The sequence below is a fragment of the Salegentibacter tibetensis genome, assembly GCF_020164485.1.
GTDB lineage: Bacteria > Bacteroidota > Bacteroidia > Flavobacteriales > Flavobacteriaceae > Salegentibacter > Salegentibacter tibetensis.
In genome coordinates, this window is the sequence record NZ_JAIQZA010000001.1 from 157,403 (window position 1) to 175,367 (window position 17,965).

Sequence of the window (17,965 nt, forward strand, 5' to 3'; positions counted from 1 at the left end):
TCTCAAGGAAGGAAGGTGGTATTCTGAAGGAATGACGGAAGCGTTCAACCACCCCGGCCTAACGGCCACCCTTAAATAGGGAAGCTTTTATGAAGCTTTTTCGACTTCTTCTTCCTTCATCCTAAAATCCAATGGCTCTAAAACCTGTAAAGCAATTTCAATTGAATTAATTTTTTCAAAAGTTAGTAGCAAACGCAAACCGTTCCGGGTTTTCTTTTCCTTCATCGTGCATTTGTGCCTATGCGTTTGCACGTATTGCAGCACTTTGGTAAACGTATTGGTTTGGTAAAACCTGGATTGCTGATCAGCTATGAAATAGCCTATTAATTTACCTTGCTTTAAAATAATTTTCTCTAAACCTATACCCGCCGCGATCCATTTTATCCTCACGCTATTCAATAAATCTACAGCCTGAGTTGGCAATTCCCCAAAACGGTCTACAAGTTCGGTTTCAAATTTCTGCAATTCCTCTTCCGAAGTAATTTTATTCAGCTGCGTATAAAGGTTCAACCTTTCAGTAATACTATTGATATAATCATCGGGGAATAAGATCTCAAAATCGGTATCAATTTGCGTATCCTTTACGAAAGTCTTGTCTTCAATATTTTCAGATTCGCTATACAGTTCCTGGAATTCGTTTTCCTTTAATTCCTCAATAGCTTCATTCAGAATTTTCTGATAAGTATCAAAACCTATTTCATTTATAAACCCACTTTGTTCGCCGCCCAGTAAATCTCCAGCACCACGAATTTCCAGATCTTTCATCGCGATATTTATTCCGCTTCCCAGTTCAGAAAATTGCTCAAGGGCGCTAATTCGCTTTCGTGCATCTTCGGTCATTACGGAATATGGCGGCGTTATAAAGTAGCAAAACGCTTTTTTATTACTTCGGCCTACTCTACCCCGCATTTGGTGCAAATCGGACACTCCGAAATTATTCGCATTATTGATAAAAATGGTGTTCGCGTTGGTCACATCGAGCCCGCTTTCTACGATCGTAGTAGAAACAAGCACATCAAATTCGCCGTTAATAAAACTCAGCATCAGTTTTTCCAGTTTCTTACCTTCCATCTGGCCGTGCCCCACACCTATTTTTGCATCTGGAACCACACGCTGAATCATACCGGCGACTTCCTTAATATTTTCAATTCTGTTATGAATAAAGAAAACCTGCCCTCCACGTTGAATTTCATAAGAAACCGCATCCCGAATTGTTTCTTCGGAAAAACGGATCACATTCGTTTCTATTGGATAACGGTTTGGTGGCGGTGTGGTAATGGTAGACAAATCTCGCGCGGCCATTAAACTAAACTGAAGCGTTCGTGGAATAGGCGTTGCCGTGAGCGTGAGCGTATCTACATTTTCTTTTATGGTTTTGAGCTTATCTTTTACCGAAACCCCAAATTTTTGCTCCTCGTCTACAATCAGCAGGCCCAGGTCTTTAAATTTCACCGCTTTATTCACCAACTGGTGCGTACCAATAACAATATCAACTTTTCCACTCTCTAAATCGGCCAGGGTTTCGCGGCGTTCTTTTGCAGTCCTAAACCTGTTTAAATAATCCACCGTAACCGGAAAATCTTTTAAACGTTCAGAAAAAGTTTGGTGATGCTGAAAAGCCAAAATGGTGGTTGGCACTAAGACCGCGACCTGTTTTCCATTATCTACCGCCTTAAAAGCAGCCCGAATCGCAACCTCGGTTTTCCCGAAACCAACATCCCCACAAACCAAACGGTCCATTGGGCGCTCGTTTTCCATATCTTCTTTTACTGCCTGGGTTGCGGTACTTTGATCTGGTGTGTCTTCATATATAAAAGAAGCTTCCAGCTCGTGCTGTAAATAAGAATCAGGACCAAAAGCAAAACCTTTTTGCAGGCGGCGTTTGGCATAAAGTTCAATTAAATTGTAGGCAATATGCTTAACGCGGGCCTTGGTTTTTTGCTTTAGTTTTTTCCAGGCGTTGCTGCCCAATTTAAACATCTTGGGTTCTTTTCCGTCTTTTCCGTTGTATTTCGAAATTTTATGCAGCGAATGTATGCTGAGATACAAAATATCCCGTTCACCATAGAAAAGTTTAATGGCTTCCTGCATCTTACCTTCCACATCAATTTTCTGAAGGCCGCCAAATTTTCCAATTCCATGGTCAATATGGGTTACGTAATCGCCGACTTCCAGGTTGGTAAGTTCCTTTAGCGTAATCGCCTGTTTCTTGGCGTAACCGTTTTTGAGATGAAATTTATGATAGCGCTCAAAAATCTGGTGATCGGTGTAACAAACATTCTTACCCGTTTCATCTATAAACCCCTGAAAAAGGGCTAAAGTTATAGTTTGGTATTTTACTTTCTGCTCCTGGTCGTCAAAAATATCGTGGAAACGCTTGGCCTGTTGTTCGCTAACACAGAAAATATAATTGGTATACCCGTTCTCCTGATTTTCAATTAAATTATCGATTAGTAAATCGAATTGCTTATTGAATGAAGGCTGTGGTTTGGTTTGGAATTCTATAAGTTTTACCCCACCGTCACCCTGAACTTGTTTCAGGGTCTCATTCGACTTAGATCCTGAAATAAATTCAGGAAGACGAAAGTAAGATTGGTTGCTCCATTCAACTACTGAAAAAAGCTCGAGCTGCTCTTTAATCAACTGGCCGTTACAAAACAACTCATTGGGTTCGCTGTGTTTAACCTCTTCCGAAAGTTTCTTAAAAGCTTCTTCTGCTTTACTGAAAAGCTTATCGGCCTGCGCAGTGAGCAAATCGAGGTTTTTTACAAAAACCACCGTTTTTTCTGAAATATATCTTAGAAAACTGTCTCTTATTTCATCCAAATGTTTGTTTTCAACATTCGGCATCACCGAAATTTTCTTCACTTTATCTGTAGAAAGCTGGGTTTCCACATCGAAACTCCTAATGCTGTCCACCTCATCACCAAAAAACTCGATTCGATAAGGCTCGTCGTTACTAAAGGAAAAAACATCTATGATCCCACCACGAACTGAGAATTCCCCCGGTTCGGTTACAAAATCTACCCGCTTGAATTTATATTCAAACAGTACTTCGTTCACAAAATCTATAGAAAGTTCATCTTCCACAGAGATTTTCAGCGTACTTCTGTCCAGTTCTTTACGTGTAACAACTTTTTCAAATAAAGCATCGGGATAGGTGACGATTATCGCCGGTTTTTTACGGGAATTAATTCGATTTAAAACCTCGGCCCGTAATAGTACGTTGGCATTATCGGTTTCCTCAATTTGATAAGGACGGCGGTAACTTCCGGGATAAAAAAGCACATTTTTTTCCCCCACCAATTGTTCCAAATCATTTAAATAATAGGCGGCTTCTTCTTTATCATTAAAAATCAGCAAAAAGGGTTTTTCGGCTTCTTTAAATGCATTGGCAGCAACAAAAGAAAACGAAGAACCAATAAGGCCTTTCAGTTGGATTTTAGTACGATTTTTTTCAGAAGAGACAAGGGAGTCCCTCAATTCCTGCTGTTGCGGGGATTGTGCAAAGCTTTGGGCGATAATAGTTTTACTCATTGGCGCAAAGATAATTGCAGAAATTTTGCCCCGCAACTCCCCAACAATTATTTAACGTTAGTTGGTTTAACTATTTTTCTTTGAAGGATTTCGCCAGGTATTAAATACGGAGTAAACAATTACCTCATTCTCCAAAACTTCATAGATAATGAGATACGGAAAGCGTTTAATTACGGCCTCCCTATATGGTTTTCTCATCTCTGAAAAATGAAATGGATAGTTCTTTATCCATTTAAAATAAGAATCTAGATGATCTAAAAATGACTCGCCCAAGCCTTCTTTTTTCCCTCATAATAAATAAAAGCTTCAATTATCTCTAACTGGGCTTCTTCTTTTATTATAAGTTCAAATGTCATCCTTTTAATGCATTTTTAGCTTTTTGCTGAACTTCCTCCCAGGAATAGGACTCGCTTTTATCATTTAAATGATCCATTCTTCGCTGATCCATTTCCTGATAATCTGCTTCGGTAAGAACTGAAGATGATTTATCCTCGTAATTCTCGACAAGTGAAAGCATCATTTCCAAAAGACGCTCATCTGCTTCATCTACATATTTCAGCACCGTTTTTTTGAGTTCTACCGCTTCCATAATTATCTATAGTTAGTCTTATAAATTTACAAATTTTAAATTTTTGAACGCTCAGCTATACTTTCATTTTTAAGATTTACCATTTCCATAACAGCTAAAACGCCCACAGATGGCTAATTTGCTATAAGAAATTATAATTATGGCATTTGAGCATTTTGATGTATTTGTAATAGGCACCGGCACCGCCGGAAAAGGGGTGGCCAAAGATTGTGCGCAGGGAGGTTTAAAAGTAGCCATTGCCGATAATCGGGAATATGGCGGCACCTGCCCAAACCGGGGTTGTGATCCCAAAAAAGTATTGACGGGTTTTACTGAAATTTTAGACCAGGCTACGAAAATGCAGGGAAAAGGTATCACCAAAATGCCTGAAGCAAACTGGAGCGATCTTATAACTTTTAAAGAAACTTTTGTAGATGCTATTCCCGCAGCTACCGAGAAAGACCTTGCCGATCTTGATATTAAAATGTATCATCAATCTCCAAAATTTTTAGATAAAAACACCCTTTCTGTAGAAGGTAAAACAATAACTGCCGATAAGATCGTGATCGCGACCGGTCACAAACCTATGCCGTTAAAAATACCGGGCGAAGAACACGCTCTCTTTAGTGAAGATTTCCTTGAGTTAGAAGAATTACCGGAAACGATGATTTTCATTGGCGCCGGTTATATAGGGATGGAGTTTGCCCATATCGCTGCCCGTTTTGGAGTTAAAGTAACGATGATAGATTATACACCCCGCCCGTTATTCAATTTCGATGAAGATATGGTAAAATATATCCAGCAGGTTTCTGAAGAGGAGCTGGGAATCAAATTTATTTTTAATGCTGAAGTAAATGAAATTGAAAAACTTCAGAAAAATTTTCGGGTAAAGGCAAACCAGAATGGAAAAGAAGTTTCGGCTAAAGCTGAAATGATTTTTAATTCTGCCGGAAGAGTTCCGTCTATTGAAGATTTAGACCTCGAAAAAGGAAAGGTGGCTTTTTCTAAAAAAGGAATTACCGTGAACGAATTTCTGCAAAATACCACCAATAAAAATGTATATGCCTGTGGCGATGTTTCCAACAGTGAAGGTTTGCCATTAACTCCGCTTTCTTCCCAGGAAGCTAAAGTAGTTTCAGCAAATTTACTCAGTAAAAAAGAACCCAAAAAAGCACACTATCCGCCGCAGCCTACAGCTGTTTTCACATTGCCTAAATTAGCTTCCGTAGGACTTTCTGAAAAAGAAGCTAAAGAACAAGGCTACGATTATACGCTAGAACATAAATTTGTTCCAGATTGGTTTAACGCCAAACATATTAATGAAAAGATCTACGCCTATAAAACCCTGGTGGACAAAAAAACCGGACTGGTCATTGGCGCGCACCTGGTAGGACCGGAAGCTTCAGAAATAATTAATATGTTTGTGATGGCGATGTGTGGGGAACTTGATTGTGGGACTCTAAAAAAGATGATTTTTACCTACCCAAGCTGGGCAAGCGATATTAAGGGAATGGTTTAAAAAGCCTCTCCCCGACCCTTCCAAAAGACGGAAGATAACGGTAATATTTAAGATTTCTTTTTCTTCAAAAGTCTCGTCATAGGATTTGTTTCCTTATTCAACCAACCGTGATAAATGATATTTGAAAATATGGCCACAGCGCCAATTAACGCAGAATAAGTTATAAGCGGAATTTCTCCAAAATGCCTAAAATAAATTGCAATTAAAGCCCAAACCCCAACCGCGGCAAACTCCCGCATGTTTCTACGCCAGATTATTGCGATATTTATGAAAACGGCTACGGCAATCATAATAACCGTCCAGAGCTCTTCCCCGAAGAAAGGCGCTGTCCAGTTAATTTTTGCAAGGTAAGCCGAAACATTGGCGATAGTTGCCACGGCAATCCATCCTGAATAAAGGCAAATAGGCCACCAACTAAAAGCAAGGATTTTTAAAGGCGCATCCCAACGTTCCATGTTCGTGTTCAGGATTATTTTTATAAGGGAGAATAGGATTAAAAACATCAGTAAAACTGAAAGTCCGGTGTATTCATACAACCACGTAAACACCCAGGCGGCATTGGCCAGGTTTGCGGTTAAAAACCAAAAACCAGATTTGCCAAGGAAATCTAAATCCTTTTTTGCTGAAAATGCCTGGAAAAGCTGATAGGCTGAAAAGACTAAAAGCGAAAGAAATATCACGCCCCAAATTGCAAAAGCGTAACCTGCCGGGGTGAATAAATTATAATATTCAGCGCTAAGGCTGCCCATGGTATTGCCGTTAATTATTCCGGTTTGAGAAATATAACTCACTACAATAATCAGAATCACCGAGATAAAATTCAGGACTGCAAGACGTTTTTCCATTTTTAGCTGTTTTCTATTAAAATTACTTCATTTTGAGTAATCGCGTAAGCTTTTTCCCCTTCATTTAATTTCATCATAAAATTCCCGGTAAATTCTCCAAAAGCAGGAAATATCAACTGATCTTTTCTTTGGAAAAAACACGGTAATTTAAGGCTTTGTCTTGCTTTTCCATTAAGTCTGTAACCCGGGTGGATATGACCGCAAAGGTTGAAAAAACCTTCTCTGGTTTCGGGATGATGGGTGAGTAAAAACCCATTTAGTTGCCATTCTGAATGAATTTTCACGCCTAATTCCTCATATTTTAAAGGAGAAATTATATCGTGGTTTCCGGCGATTAAGACTACTTCGGCTTCTACAAAACCAAGCCAGTTTTCAAAGAATTTCCATTCGCTATTTAGATCGCTATGAAAAAGATCGCCTAAAAAGCAGACCGCCTTTGGTTGAAATTTACCTACAACTTCACTCAGCCTAAGAAAATTAGCATTAATCGCTTTATGAGGCACTGCGCTTCCAAATTTCCTGAAATGGGAAATCTTCCCTAAATGTACATCACTAATTAAGAGGATTTCTTCTTCTTTCCAGAAAGCGGCACCGCTAGGATGAAGTTCAAAAGTTTGGTTTTGGAGGTTTATCGTCATCTAATTTAAGACCTCACAGGTTTCAAAAACCTGTGAGGTCTTTTTTGTTTTTATAGTTTATGTAAAATCTCTGCTGCCTTTTCCAGGGTCTCATCGGTTTTAGCGAAGCAGAAACGCAATTGTTTGTGGTCTTTTCCTTCTTTATGAAATACTGACACAGGAATCGTAGCCAGGCCGTATTCAGTAATTAGTCTTTTTGCGAAATCGACATCGTGTTCATCCGTGATTTCAGAATAGTCCATCACCTGGAAATAAGTTCCTTTTGAAGGAGTTCCCTTAAAATTTGAGCCTTCCATTAACTCAAGAAATTTATCCCGTTTCTCCTGATAAAAATCGCCGAGTTGCAGGTAATGTTCAGGTTTTTTTAGGTATTCAGCAAAAGCTCTTTGCATAGGATGATTTACACAAAAGACAGTGGCCTGGTGGAATTTTATGATTTCTTTCATTAAAACTTCGGGAGCTATGCAATAACCCATTTTCCAACCGGTATTGTGAAAGGTTTTCCCAAAGGAAGCACAAACGATCGCCCTTTCGGCTAAACCGGGATATTTGGAAGCGCTCTGGTGATCTTCATTATCAAAAATAAGATGCTCGTAAACCTCATCACTCAAAAGAATAATATTAGTATTGCTCAATAATTTTTCCAGCCGCTGCATATCGCTTTTCGAAAGGATGGTTCCGGTAGGGTTATGCGGTGTATTTATAATAATCATCCTGGTTTTGGCTGTGATTTTTTCTTCCACTTCCTGCCAGTCAATTGTAAAGTCTTTCCCTTTTAATTCTATCAAAACGGGTTTCCCTCCGGCCAGTTTAATATCGGGTTCGTAAGAATCGTAAGCCGGTTTAAAGACAATAACTTCATCGCCGGGATGAACAAACGCGCTTATCGCGCAATATAATGCCTGGGTGGCACCTGCCGTAAAAATGATTTCAGAAGCTTCGTTATATTTCTTGCCGTAGAGGTTTTCTATTTTTGCAACTATTTGTTCCCTTAATTCGGGAATGCCATTCATTGGGGGATACTGGTTGTATCCATCTTTCATCGCTTCGCAAACCAGTTCTTTTAGATGATTGTCGGTTTCAAAATTCGGAAAACCCTGAGAAAGATCTATAGCATCATGTTTCCTTGCCAACCCACTCATTATAGAAAATATACTCGTTTTTCCGGCGGGCAGTTTTGAAGGAAGGTTGTTGAAATCTGGCATTGTTCTATTTTTAAATAAGTTGCATAAAAAATCCCAAATTCAAAAAGAATTTGGGATTGATTTATTCGTATTTAAGGAAGTTTTATCCTTTTACACTGGCTGCAAGATATTCACGGTTCATACGCGCGATATTCTCCAAAGAAATTCCTTTAGGACATTCTATTTCACAGGCTCCTGTATTACTACAGTTTCCAAATCCTTCTTCATCCATTTGTCTAACCATCGCTTTAACTCGCTCGGTAGCTTCTACACGTCCTTGAGGAAGCAATGCATACTGAGAAACTTTAGCTGAAGTAAACAGCATAGCACTTGCATTTTTACAAGCCGCTACACAAGCTCCACAACCAATACAGGTTGCAGCGTTAAACGACTCATCAGCTTTTTCCTTTTCAACAGGAATGGTATTCGCATCTACGGTATTTCCGGAAGTATTTACCGAAACATATCCCCAGGCTTGCTGAATCCTGTCAAAAGCAGTACGATCTACAATAAGGTCTTTTATAACCGGAAATGCTTTTGCGCGGAAAGGTTCTATATAAATGGTATCGCCATCTTTAAAAGAACGCATATGCAACTGGCAAGTAGCAATAAGTTTATCGGGGCCGTGAGGCTCACCGTTAATTTGCAAAGAACAGGAACCACAAATTCCCTCACGGCAATCGTGATCAAACTGAATGGTATCTTCTCCCTTTTCTACCAACTGCTCGTTAAGGATATCCAGCATTTCAAGAAAAGACATATCCCCGTCTATCCCGTCTACAGGATAATCTACTATTTTTCCTTTAGCAGTGGCATTTTCCTGACGCCATATTTTTAAGTTAAGCTTCATATCTTAAAAGTATTGAGTAGTGAGTATTTAGTATTGAGCACTTAATACCCAATACTAAAATCTCAATTCTATTTATAACTTCTTGTTTTCAATTCAATATTTTCAAATACCAGTTCTTCTTTGTGAAGAACAGCATCTGCAGGTTTACCTTTATGTTCCCATGCGGCGACATATCTAAAATTCTCATCGTCCCTTAAGGCTTCCCCTTCTTCGGTTTGGTATTCTTCTCTAAAATGCCCTCCACAAGATTCATTTCTATGTAAAGCATCTTTAGCGAATAACTCTCCCAGTTCAAGGAAATCTGCTACCCTACCTGCTTTTTCAAGCTCGGCATTTTTGGAGGTTGCGGTCCCGGGAACTTTTACGTTCTTCCAAAAATCTTCTCTTAAAGCTGCAATTTCTTCAATTGCCTCTTTTAATCCTTCTGCATTACGGGCCATTCCGCATTTGTTCCACATAATCAGTCCTAATTCCTTGTGATAGGAATCAACCGATTTGCTTCCATTGGCATTCATCAATTTATCCATTCGCTCTTTCACCGCATTTTCAGTTTCTTCAAATTCAGGAGAATCTGTAGAAATTGCACCGGTACGAATATCATCTGATAAATAATTACCAATAGTGTAAGGCAGTACAAAATAACCATCTGCCAAGCCCTGCATTAATGCGGAAGCTCCAAGCCTGTTAGCACCGTGATCTGAGAAGTTAGCTTCTCCGGCTGCGTAACAACCTGGAATAGTAGTCTGTAAATTATAATCTACCCAAAGTCCACCCATTGTGTAGTGAACGGCAGGATATATCATCATTGGGGTTTCATACGGGTTCTGATCTACGATCTTCTGATACATATCGAAAAGGTTTCCGTATTTAGCAGCTACTACTTCTTTCCCTAATTTTATAATTTCTTCCTTTGAAGCATCTTTATTGCCGGCGGTAAAAGCTTTTTCTTTTCCGTAGCGCTCAATCGCGTCAGAGAAATCCAGGTAAACTGCCTGTCCTGTTTTATTTACTCCAAAACCTGCATCACAACGCTCTTTAGCAGCTCTGGAAGCCACATCACGTGGCACCAGGTTACCAAAAGCAGGATAACGACGTTCCAGGTAATAATCCCTGTCTTCTTCTGCAAGTTGAGTTGGTTTTTTCTTGCCACTTCTGATTGCTTCGGCGTCTTCTTTTCTCTTTGGCACCCAGATTCGTCCATCATTCCGAAGGGATTCAGACATCAACGTAAGTTTAGACTGATGATCTCCAGAAACCGGAATACAGGTTGGGTGAATCTGTGTATAGCAAGGGTTGGCAAAATATGCACCTCTACGGTGAGCTCTCCAGGCAGCAGTTACATTACTTCCCATCGCGTTTGTAGAAAGGAAGAAAACATTACCGTAACCACCGGAAGCCAATACCACGGCGTGAGCCGAGTGGCGTTCAATTTCACCGGTAATCATATTTCTGGCGATAATTCCACGGGCTTTTCCATCTACCAAAACCAAATCCATCATTTCGTGACGGTTGTAAGGTTTGATTTTCCCACGGTTAATCTGGCGGTTCATTGCCGAATAAGCTCCAAGCAATAACTGCTGTCCGGTTTGTCCTTTAGCATAAAAAGTACGGGATACTAAAACCCCACCAAAAGAACGGTTATCTAAATAACCTCCATATTCACGGGCAAAAGGAACTCCCTGTGCCACACATTGATCTATAATATTCCCCGAAACTTCAGCTAAACGATATACATTTCCTTCGCGGGAACGGTAATCGCCACCTTTTACGGTATCGTAAAATAAACGATAATCTGAATCGCCGTCTCCCTGGTAATTTTTTGAAGCGTTAATCCCTCCCTGTGCGGCGATAGAGTGCGCACGTCTTGGAGAATCCTGGTAGCAAAATGTTTTTACATTATAACCTAATTCAGCAAGAGTTGCAGCTGCACTACCTCCGGCAAGTCCTGTTCCTATTACAATAACGTCTATATTACGTTTGTTGGCAGGATTAACAAGATTGATATTGTTTTTATGATTGGTCCACTTTTCTTTTAGAGGCCCTTTAGGTATTTTTGAATCTAAAACTGACATAAATCTTACGTATTAAAGGTTATTAATATAGTGAAAAAGGGCTATAAAAATAAATCCTAGTGGTATGATGATCGCATAAGCTTGAGTAAATCCTCTAAGACCTTTGGCGTACTTATTTCTCCATCCCACAGATTGAAATGAGGAAGAAAAGCCATGATAAAGGTGAAGGGCTAAAAATACAAATGAGACTACATATAATATTGTTCTAATCGGGCTTTGAAATTTCGCTACCAACTCGTCATAATAACGAGCAGCATCCTCGGGATGAGACTCTATATATTTATGAATCATTTCCGGAAACCAGAAATCATAGAAGTGTAAAGCTAAAAAAGCCAAAACCACAAGACCGGTATAAATCATATTCCTTGATACCCAGCTGGAGTTTTCATTTCCATTAAATTTTACATATTTAATATTTCTTGCACTACGGTTTTTCGCCTCCAGGATAAAACCCATTACAAAGTGAAAAATCACTCCAAAAATTAGAACCGGTTGTAATAAAGCCTGCACAAAAAAGTTGGTTCCCATAAAATGGGAAATTTCATTAAACAGATCTTTACTGAATACTGAAATAAAATTGATACTGAAATGCTGAGCTAAAAATAAGACCAGAAAAAGTCCCGATAAGGCCATAGCAACTTTTCTTGCTATGGTTGAATTTAGAAATCCACCCATTGGTTTGATTATTTTATAGAAATTTAACCGCAAAAATACATCTCAAAAGAGTTACTCACAAACTTTGAGATGTATTTTACCCGCTATTTAGAACTAATACAAAGAAGTTTAATAATTGTTGAATTGATTTTTTAAGAAATTCAGGTATAAGCTTCGAAAACGTATTCAAATTGATATTTATCACTAGTTCCCCGATTTTGCAAAAAGTTAACGGGAAGTAAGCCAGCTTTTTAGTAATTTCAGGGGATAGAATTTCATCACTAATTCATAAGTTTTAATGGCTTTTATAGACTACTACAAATTACTGGAATTAGACAAATCTGCCAGCCAGGCCGATATTAAGAAGGCCTACAGAAAACTGGCCAGAAAAAATCATCCAGACCTTAACCCAAACGACAAAGAGGCGCAGCTCAGGTTTCAGCAAATAAATGAAGCAAACGAGGTATTAAGCGATCCTGAAAAACGAAAAAAATACGATCAATACGGAAAAGACTGGGAACACGCTGATGCATACGAAGAGGCAAGAAAGCAGCACCAAACATCGGGCAGCAGAGCTTATTCTGGTGGCCACCAAGGCTCCGGGTTTGGTGGTGGCCAGGGTGGATACTCCTATTCAGGAAATTTTGAAAATGATACTTTTTCCGATTTTTTTGAGGAAATGTTTGGCGGCAACGCAAGGGCTCAAGGTTCCGGTCGCGGACAACATTTTAAAGGTCAGGATTTTAATGCTCAACTACAGCTAAACCTAAGCGATGTTTACAGCAGTCACAAACAAACTCTTACAGTAAACGGAAAAAATATTCGACTTACTATTCCTGCAGGAGTTGAAAACGGACAAACCATTAAAATTAAAGGCCACGGAGGGCCTGGCGTTCAGGGTGGACCCAAAGGCGATCTTTATATCACTTTTAATATTATAAACAACACAAAATTCAAAAGAGAAAAAGAGAATTTGTTTGCCAATATTGAGATCGATCTATACACCGCTTTACTCGGCGGGGAAATCACCGCAGACACTTTTAGCGGAAAAGTGAAACTAAATGTAAAACCCGAAACCCAACCCGGAACTCAAGTGAAATTAAAAGGCAAGGGTTTCCCGAAATACAAAAAGGAAGGCCAGTTTGGAGATTTAATCATAACCTATAATATTAAAATGCCCACCAACCTAAGCGCCCGGGAAAAAGAACTGTTTAAAGAACTTCAAAAATTAGGCTCATGAATTTAGAAGATTTAATCCCCACCGATGAGATTTGCACCCGGTATAAGGTTGAACGTACTTTTGTTAGCTCACTCTACGAAAGTGGTTTAATTGAAATCATTACAGTAGAAGAGACCCAATATGTGCATTGCGATGAAATTTCAGAATTTGAAAGGTTATGGCGGTTGCATTATGACCTTGATATAAATTTAGAAGGCCTGGAAGCAATTCAGCACTTACTGGAACAGGTGAAGAAATTGCAAAAGCAAAACCTACGGCTTAAAAACCGGTTGGGATTATATGAGTAAGCCGGGAACTTTTTACTCTGTTAGATATTGATAACTTTGCAGGCACAACTATAAAAACCAGAGATACTGTTCCCAATAGTCATGTTTTCGTCAAGCTGAACTTGTTTCAGCTTCTAACTTGTTCTGATTCTCACAAACTTAGATCCTGAAACAAGTTCAGGATGACGCCTTCAATTACTTTTAAGACAGCCTCTTTTATAAATAACAATATGAGATACGATCAAATAGACAGTAAATTATTTATAAAAAATCGCAAAAGTTTTATGGCCGGGATGAAAGCCAACAGCCTTGCGGTTTTTAATGCCAACGATATTTTCCCGATTGGCGCAGACAGCACGATGCCTTTTCAGCAAAATCGCGATCTTTTTTATTTAAGTGGCGTGGACCAGGAAGAAGCGATTTTAGTACTTTTCCCCGATGCCCCAAAACCCGAACATCGTGAGATTTTATTTCTTACAGAAACCAATCCGCATATTGCAGTTTGGGAAGGCGCAAAATTGGATAAGGAAAAAGCACTGAAAGTTAGTGGTATAGATACGGTTTACTGGCTTCAGGATTTTGAAAAGATTTTCTTTGAAGTCATGTCCCAGTGCGAAACGGTGTATTTTAACACCAACGAGCATTATCGCGCAAATGTACAGACAGAAACCCGCGATGACCGATTTATAAAATGGTGTAAAGAGAAATATCCGGCGCATCAGGTAGCAAAAAGCAATCCTATTTTGCAACGCTTACGTTCGGTGAAAGACCCGATTGAACTGGATTTGATGCAAAAAGCCTGTGATATTACCGAAAAAGCTTTCCGCAGAGCTTTAAAATTCACAAAACCCGGAGTTTGGGAGCACGAAATTGAAGCCGAATACTGGCACGAAATGATAAGAAATCGTAGTCGTGGGTTTTCCTATACGCCAATTATTGCTAGCGGAAACAACGCAAATGTGCTGCATTACACCGAGAATAATCAGCAATGCAAAGAAGGAGAACTAATCCTTATAGATACCGGAGCTGAATACGCCAATTATTCCAGCGATATGACCAGGACAATTCCGGTTTCAGGAAAATTCTCCGATCGCCAGAAGCAGATTTATAACACTGTAAACAAGGTTAAAAAAGAAGCTACAAAATGGCTGATTCCCGGAACGATTTGGGCAGAATATCATAAAGAGGTCGGTAAATTAATGACTTCAGAACTATTGGATTTAGGGCTACTCGACAAAGCCGATGTTCAAAATGAGGATCCTAAATGGCCGGCTTATAAAAAATATTTTATGCACGGTACCGCGCATAATATTGGTTTAGACACTCACGATTACGGGATTTTAACCGAACCCATGAAACCCAACCAGGTTTTCACTGTAGAACCGGGAATTTATTTACCCGATGAAGGCTTCGGAATTCGTTTGGAAGACGATGTGGTAATTCAGAAAGAAGGCGAGCCTTTTAACCTGATGCGAAATATCCCGATTGAAGTTGAGGAGATTGAGGAAATTATGAATTCTTAGTTTTCAAAACTTTGAACGTCATTGCGAGCGACCTTAGGGAGCGCGGCAATCTTTTGTTTGAAAATGGATTTTCTTAAAAGTTGTTATATTTTTATGAAGAGATTGCTTCAGTCGTTTCCTCCTTCGCAATGACGCTTTTCAGTAGAACTATTCCAACAAGTCATTAAAACTAAAGCCACGAATTTTTAAAAAGATTCGTGGCTTTTTGTATTTTAAAAGCCAATGAAAGTAACCTACAAAAACACACTTATCTCATTTACCAGCCAGGGTACCGGAAATCCATTAGTCCTACTCCACGGATTTTTAGAATCAAAAGAAATATGGAAGGATTTCGCTGAAGAACTTTCCATAAACCGACAGGTAATCTGCATAGACCTTCCCGGCCACGGAGAATCGGGGAATATCTCTGAAATTCACACGATGACAGATATGGCCGAAGCGGTGAAGTATATTTTAGATGAACTCAATATTAAAAAAGCTTCTTTTGTAGGTCATTCCATGGGTGGCTATGTGAGTTTGGAATTCCAAAATATTTTTCCTACAATATGCCATAGCTTGGTGTTGGTAAATTCTACCCCGCAGGCAGATTCTGAAGAACGCAAAGCCAATCGCGATCGTGCGGCTGCTTTAGTTCTTAAAAACAAAAGGGCTTTTGTGAGTATGGCCATCTCAAATTTGTTAACGCCGGAAAACAATAAGGTCTTCAAATCTCAAATTGAAGAATTAAAGAACCGGGCCCTGGAGTTTTCTACTGAGGGAATCTACGCCGCTATCAAGGGTATGAAAATTCGTACAGATCATACCGGGCTTTTTGCAAAATTTAAAGGACAAAAAATTATTGTGGCCGGAAAACAGGATCCTGTTTTAGACTTTAATACAATTAAAATCATAGCTCTACGCTGTGGCAGTGAGTTTAAAAGTCTTCCAGACGGGCATTTATCCTTTATGGAAAACACAAAAGAATTCCAAAAAATTTTGCGTTTTGTCGATTAATTTTAACTTTTTATCGAAAGTTTAACTTTTTTTTTTATACTTTAGACTTTCAGAAACAAGAAAATCAAGCTCTTATGAAAAAAAGAAACCCTACTTTATTTTCGTTCGGAAAGGTTTTTTGCAGCATTTTTGGACATAAACTACGCGTTTCAAAAAATGTTACAGATCACGTACACGAATACAAATGCGAGAAATGCGGAATGGAAATGACCGATACCGCAAATGGTTTTTTGGCCCGCTTAACCCCTAAATTTAGAGAAACCAACGATTACATTTCTAAAATCCATAAAAAAAGAAAGCGCAAACATTTCGCCCAGGCTTCTTAGTTTTTATCTATGAATGAATTTTTCAGAAAATTTATTCCTTTTTTTCAGAATTATCACTTTTATCTTCCATAGAATTCCAGCCACGGGCAATTAGTGGTAGTTTTTGATTGGCACGGGTTATTAGATGCATCCCTTCTTTTTCCTCTGTCATATGACCAATAACGCTTAAATTAGGATTTGCTTTTATTTTATCATAATCCTTCTGGGAAATGGTGAAAAGCAATTCATAATCTTCGCCGCCGCTTAATGCGATGGTGGTACTATCTATATCAAACTCCTCACATACGGAAATCACAGCAGGATCTAACGGGATTTTCTCTTCGAATAAATTTGCACCAACCTGGGAGTTTTTACATAAATGGATAATTTCAGAAGAAAGTCCGTCACTAATATCTATCATAGAAGTTGGCTTTACACCAAGTTCTTTCAATAATGGCGCAATGTCTTTTCGGGCTTCAGGCTTTAATTGCCTTTCAATTAAATAAGTATAAGAATCAAGATCTGGTTGCGCGTTAGGATTAGCTTTAAAAACCTCTTTTTCACGTTCCAAAATTTGCAAGCCCATATAGGCCGCACCAATATCACCGGTAACAACTAAAAGATCGTTCGGTTTTGCGCCGCTTCGATATACTATATCTTCCTTTTCAGCTATTCCAATCGCGGTAATACTTATTAATAATCCCGAGGTTGAAGAAGTGGTATCACCGCCAACAACATCGATATTATATAATTTTGCAGCCAAATCGATTCCAGAATATAATTCTTCCAAAGCTTCTACGGGAAAACGATTAGAAGCAGCAATAGAAACCGTGATTTGGGTGGCCTTCGCATTCATCGCATAAACATCAGATAAATTCACCATTACCGCTTTATAACCCAGATGTTTCAGCGGCATATAAGCCAGGTCAAAATGCACTCCTTCAACCAAAAGATCGGTGGTAACCACGGTGTGCAGTTTGTCAAAATTCAATACCGCAGCATCGTCTCCAATTGCTTTTACTGTGGAAGAAAGTTTGGGTTCAAAACCTTTGGTGAGGTGATCTATTAATCCAAATTCACCTAATTCTGAAAGGTTTGTGCGCATATCCTGACTATCTTGAAACATAACTTATCATTTTAATTTGCAAAATAACTGAATATTATTCAACTGCCCTTATAAAGATAGACATAGATTAAAAAACGGTGCCTATTGATTTAACAAACAGAAACAAAATAATACAAAACTGGTTAATTTACAGATATTTATAAGTTTTAAAATAGTTGAAATAGTAATTGGCAGGGCTTATCAACTCATTCTTAAAACATATACCGCCTCTATGGTAAACCGCTTGTTTTGTAGTATATTTGTAACCAATTTAGAATTAATCTTTTTAGCTATGATAAAAGTAAGCGAAAGCGCTAAAAAAAAGATTGCCGCACTTATGAGCGAAGAGGGTTTTGACAATTTGCAAGACTTTGTTCGAGTGGGTGTGAAAAGCGGAGGCTGTTCTGGTTTGTCTTATGAATTGAATTTTGACAAAGCAAAAGCCGAAGACGACAAACTTTTTGAAGACAACGAAATAAAGATAGTAGTAGATAAACGCAGCGTTTTATACCTGGCCGGAACTGTTTTAGAATTCTCTGGCGGCTTAAACGGCAAAGGATTTGTATTTAACAATCCCAACGCCCAAAGAACCTGTGGATGCGGAGAAAGTTTTTCTCTGTAGAATTTGGTTTAAGGTTTAAAATTTGAAGGCAGAAACTAAGCTTT

General features: G+C 38.9%; 16 protein-coding genes. 7 read left to right on the forward strand and 9 right to left on the reverse strand.

The features are described from left to right. Positions 1-87 precede the first annotated feature (87 nt). Positions 88-3,537, reverse strand: a complete 3,450-nt coding sequence (gene mfd, locus LB467_RS00715; protein ID WP_224472112.1) for a transcription-repair coupling factor — start codon at positions 3,535-3,537, stop codon at positions 88-90. 352 nt (positions 3,538-3,889) lie between these two features. Continuing rightward, positions 3,890-4,126 (reverse strand): hypothetical protein, encoded by a 237-nt coding sequence (locus LB467_RS00720; protein WP_224472113.1) that lies wholly within the window; start codon positions 4,124-4,126, stop codon positions 3,890-3,892. 139 nt (positions 4,127-4,265) lie between these two features. On the opposite strand from LB467_RS00720, the gene LB467_RS00725 reads away from it, so the two are divergent. Then, positions 4,266-5,624, forward strand: coding sequence for a dihydrolipoyl dehydrogenase family protein (locus LB467_RS00725; RefSeq protein WP_224472114.1), 1,359 nt, complete (start codon positions 4,266-4,268; stop codon positions 5,622-5,624). 47 nt (positions 5,625-5,671) lie between these two features. On the opposite strand, the gene LB467_RS00730 is transcribed toward LB467_RS00725, so the two are convergent. The 6 genes from LB467_RS00730 to LB467_RS00755 form a co-directional block, all read right to left on the reverse strand. Continuing rightward, positions 5,672-6,469, reverse strand: a complete 798-nt coding sequence (locus LB467_RS00730; protein ID WP_224472115.1) for a tryptophan-rich sensory protein — start codon at positions 6,467-6,469, stop codon at positions 5,672-5,674. Between the two features lie 2 nt (positions 6,470-6,471). Beyond that, on the reverse strand, positions 6,472-7,107 hold the full coding sequence (pdeM, locus tag LB467_RS00735) for a ligase-associated DNA damage response endonuclease PdeM (protein ID WP_224472116.1): 636 nt from the start codon (positions 7,105-7,107) through the stop codon (positions 6,472-6,474). A 50-nt stretch (positions 7,108-7,157) separates the two neighbouring features. After that, complete coding sequence (locus LB467_RS00740) at positions 7,158-8,312, reverse strand: methionine aminotransferase (protein ID WP_224472117.1); 1,155 nt, start codon at positions 8,310-8,312, stop codon at positions 7,158-7,160. An 82-nt stretch (positions 8,313-8,394) separates the two neighbouring features. Then, the gene (locus tag LB467_RS00745) at positions 8,395-9,141 is read right to left on the reverse strand and encodes a succinate dehydrogenase/fumarate reductase iron-sulfur subunit (protein WP_224472118.1); all 747 of its coding nucleotides are present in this window, start codon (positions 9,139-9,141) and stop codon (positions 8,395-8,397) included. A 68-nt stretch (positions 9,142-9,209) separates the two neighbouring features. Next, a complete protein-coding gene (locus LB467_RS00750) occupies positions 9,210-11,213 on the reverse strand; it encodes a fumarate reductase/succinate dehydrogenase flavoprotein subunit (RefSeq protein WP_224472119.1) in 2,004 nt (667 codons plus the stop codon). A gap of 12 nt (positions 11,214-11,225) precedes the next feature. Then, a complete protein-coding gene (locus LB467_RS00755) occupies positions 11,226-11,888 on the reverse strand; it encodes a succinate dehydrogenase cytochrome b subunit (protein WP_224472120.1) in 663 nt (220 codons plus the stop codon). 277 nt (positions 11,889-12,165) lie between these two features. On the opposite strand from LB467_RS00755, the gene LB467_RS00760 reads away from it, so the two are divergent. The 5 genes from LB467_RS00760 (at position 12,166) to LB467_RS00780 (ending at position 16,215) form a co-directional block, all read left to right on the forward strand. Next, positions 12,166-13,107, forward strand: a complete 942-nt coding sequence (locus LB467_RS00760) for a DnaJ C-terminal domain-containing protein (RefSeq protein WP_224472121.1) — start codon at positions 12,166-12,168, stop codon at positions 13,105-13,107. After that, complete coding sequence (locus tag LB467_RS00765) at positions 13,104-13,394, forward strand: chaperone modulator CbpM (RefSeq protein ID WP_224472122.1); 291 nt, start codon at positions 13,104-13,106, stop codon at positions 13,392-13,394. The genes LB467_RS00760 and LB467_RS00765 overlap by 4 nt, the downstream gene beginning before the upstream one ends. A 209-nt stretch (positions 13,395-13,603) precedes the next feature. Then, a complete protein-coding gene (locus tag LB467_RS00770; protein WP_224472123.1) occupies positions 13,604-14,896 on the forward strand; it encodes an aminopeptidase P family protein in 1,293 nt (430 codons plus the stop codon). Positions 14,897-15,118: 222 nt separating this feature from the next. Beyond that, the gene (locus LB467_RS00775; protein WP_224472124.1) at positions 15,119-15,889 is read left to right on the forward strand and encodes an alpha/beta fold hydrolase; all 771 of its coding nucleotides are present in this window, start codon (positions 15,119-15,121) and stop codon (positions 15,887-15,889) included. Between the two features lie 74 nt (positions 15,890-15,963). Next, the gene (locus LB467_RS00780; protein ID WP_224472125.1) at positions 15,964-16,215 is read left to right on the forward strand and encodes a hypothetical protein; all 252 of its coding nucleotides are present in this window, start codon (positions 15,964-15,966) and stop codon (positions 16,213-16,215) included. A 31-nt stretch (positions 16,216-16,246) separates the two neighbouring features. Here the strand turns inward: LB467_RS00780 and thiL are convergent, their stop codons facing one another. After that, positions 16,247-17,320 (reverse strand): thiamine-phosphate kinase, encoded by a 1,074-nt coding sequence (gene thiL, locus LB467_RS00785; protein WP_224472126.1) that lies wholly within the window; start codon positions 17,318-17,320, stop codon positions 16,247-16,249. A gap of 271 nt (positions 17,321-17,591) precedes the next feature. Between thiL and LB467_RS00790 the strand changes: the two genes are divergently transcribed. Continuing rightward, complete coding sequence (locus LB467_RS00790; protein WP_224472127.1) at positions 17,592-17,921, forward strand: HesB/IscA family protein; 330 nt, start codon at positions 17,592-17,594, stop codon at positions 17,919-17,921. Positions 17,922-17,965: the final 44 nt, after the last annotated feature.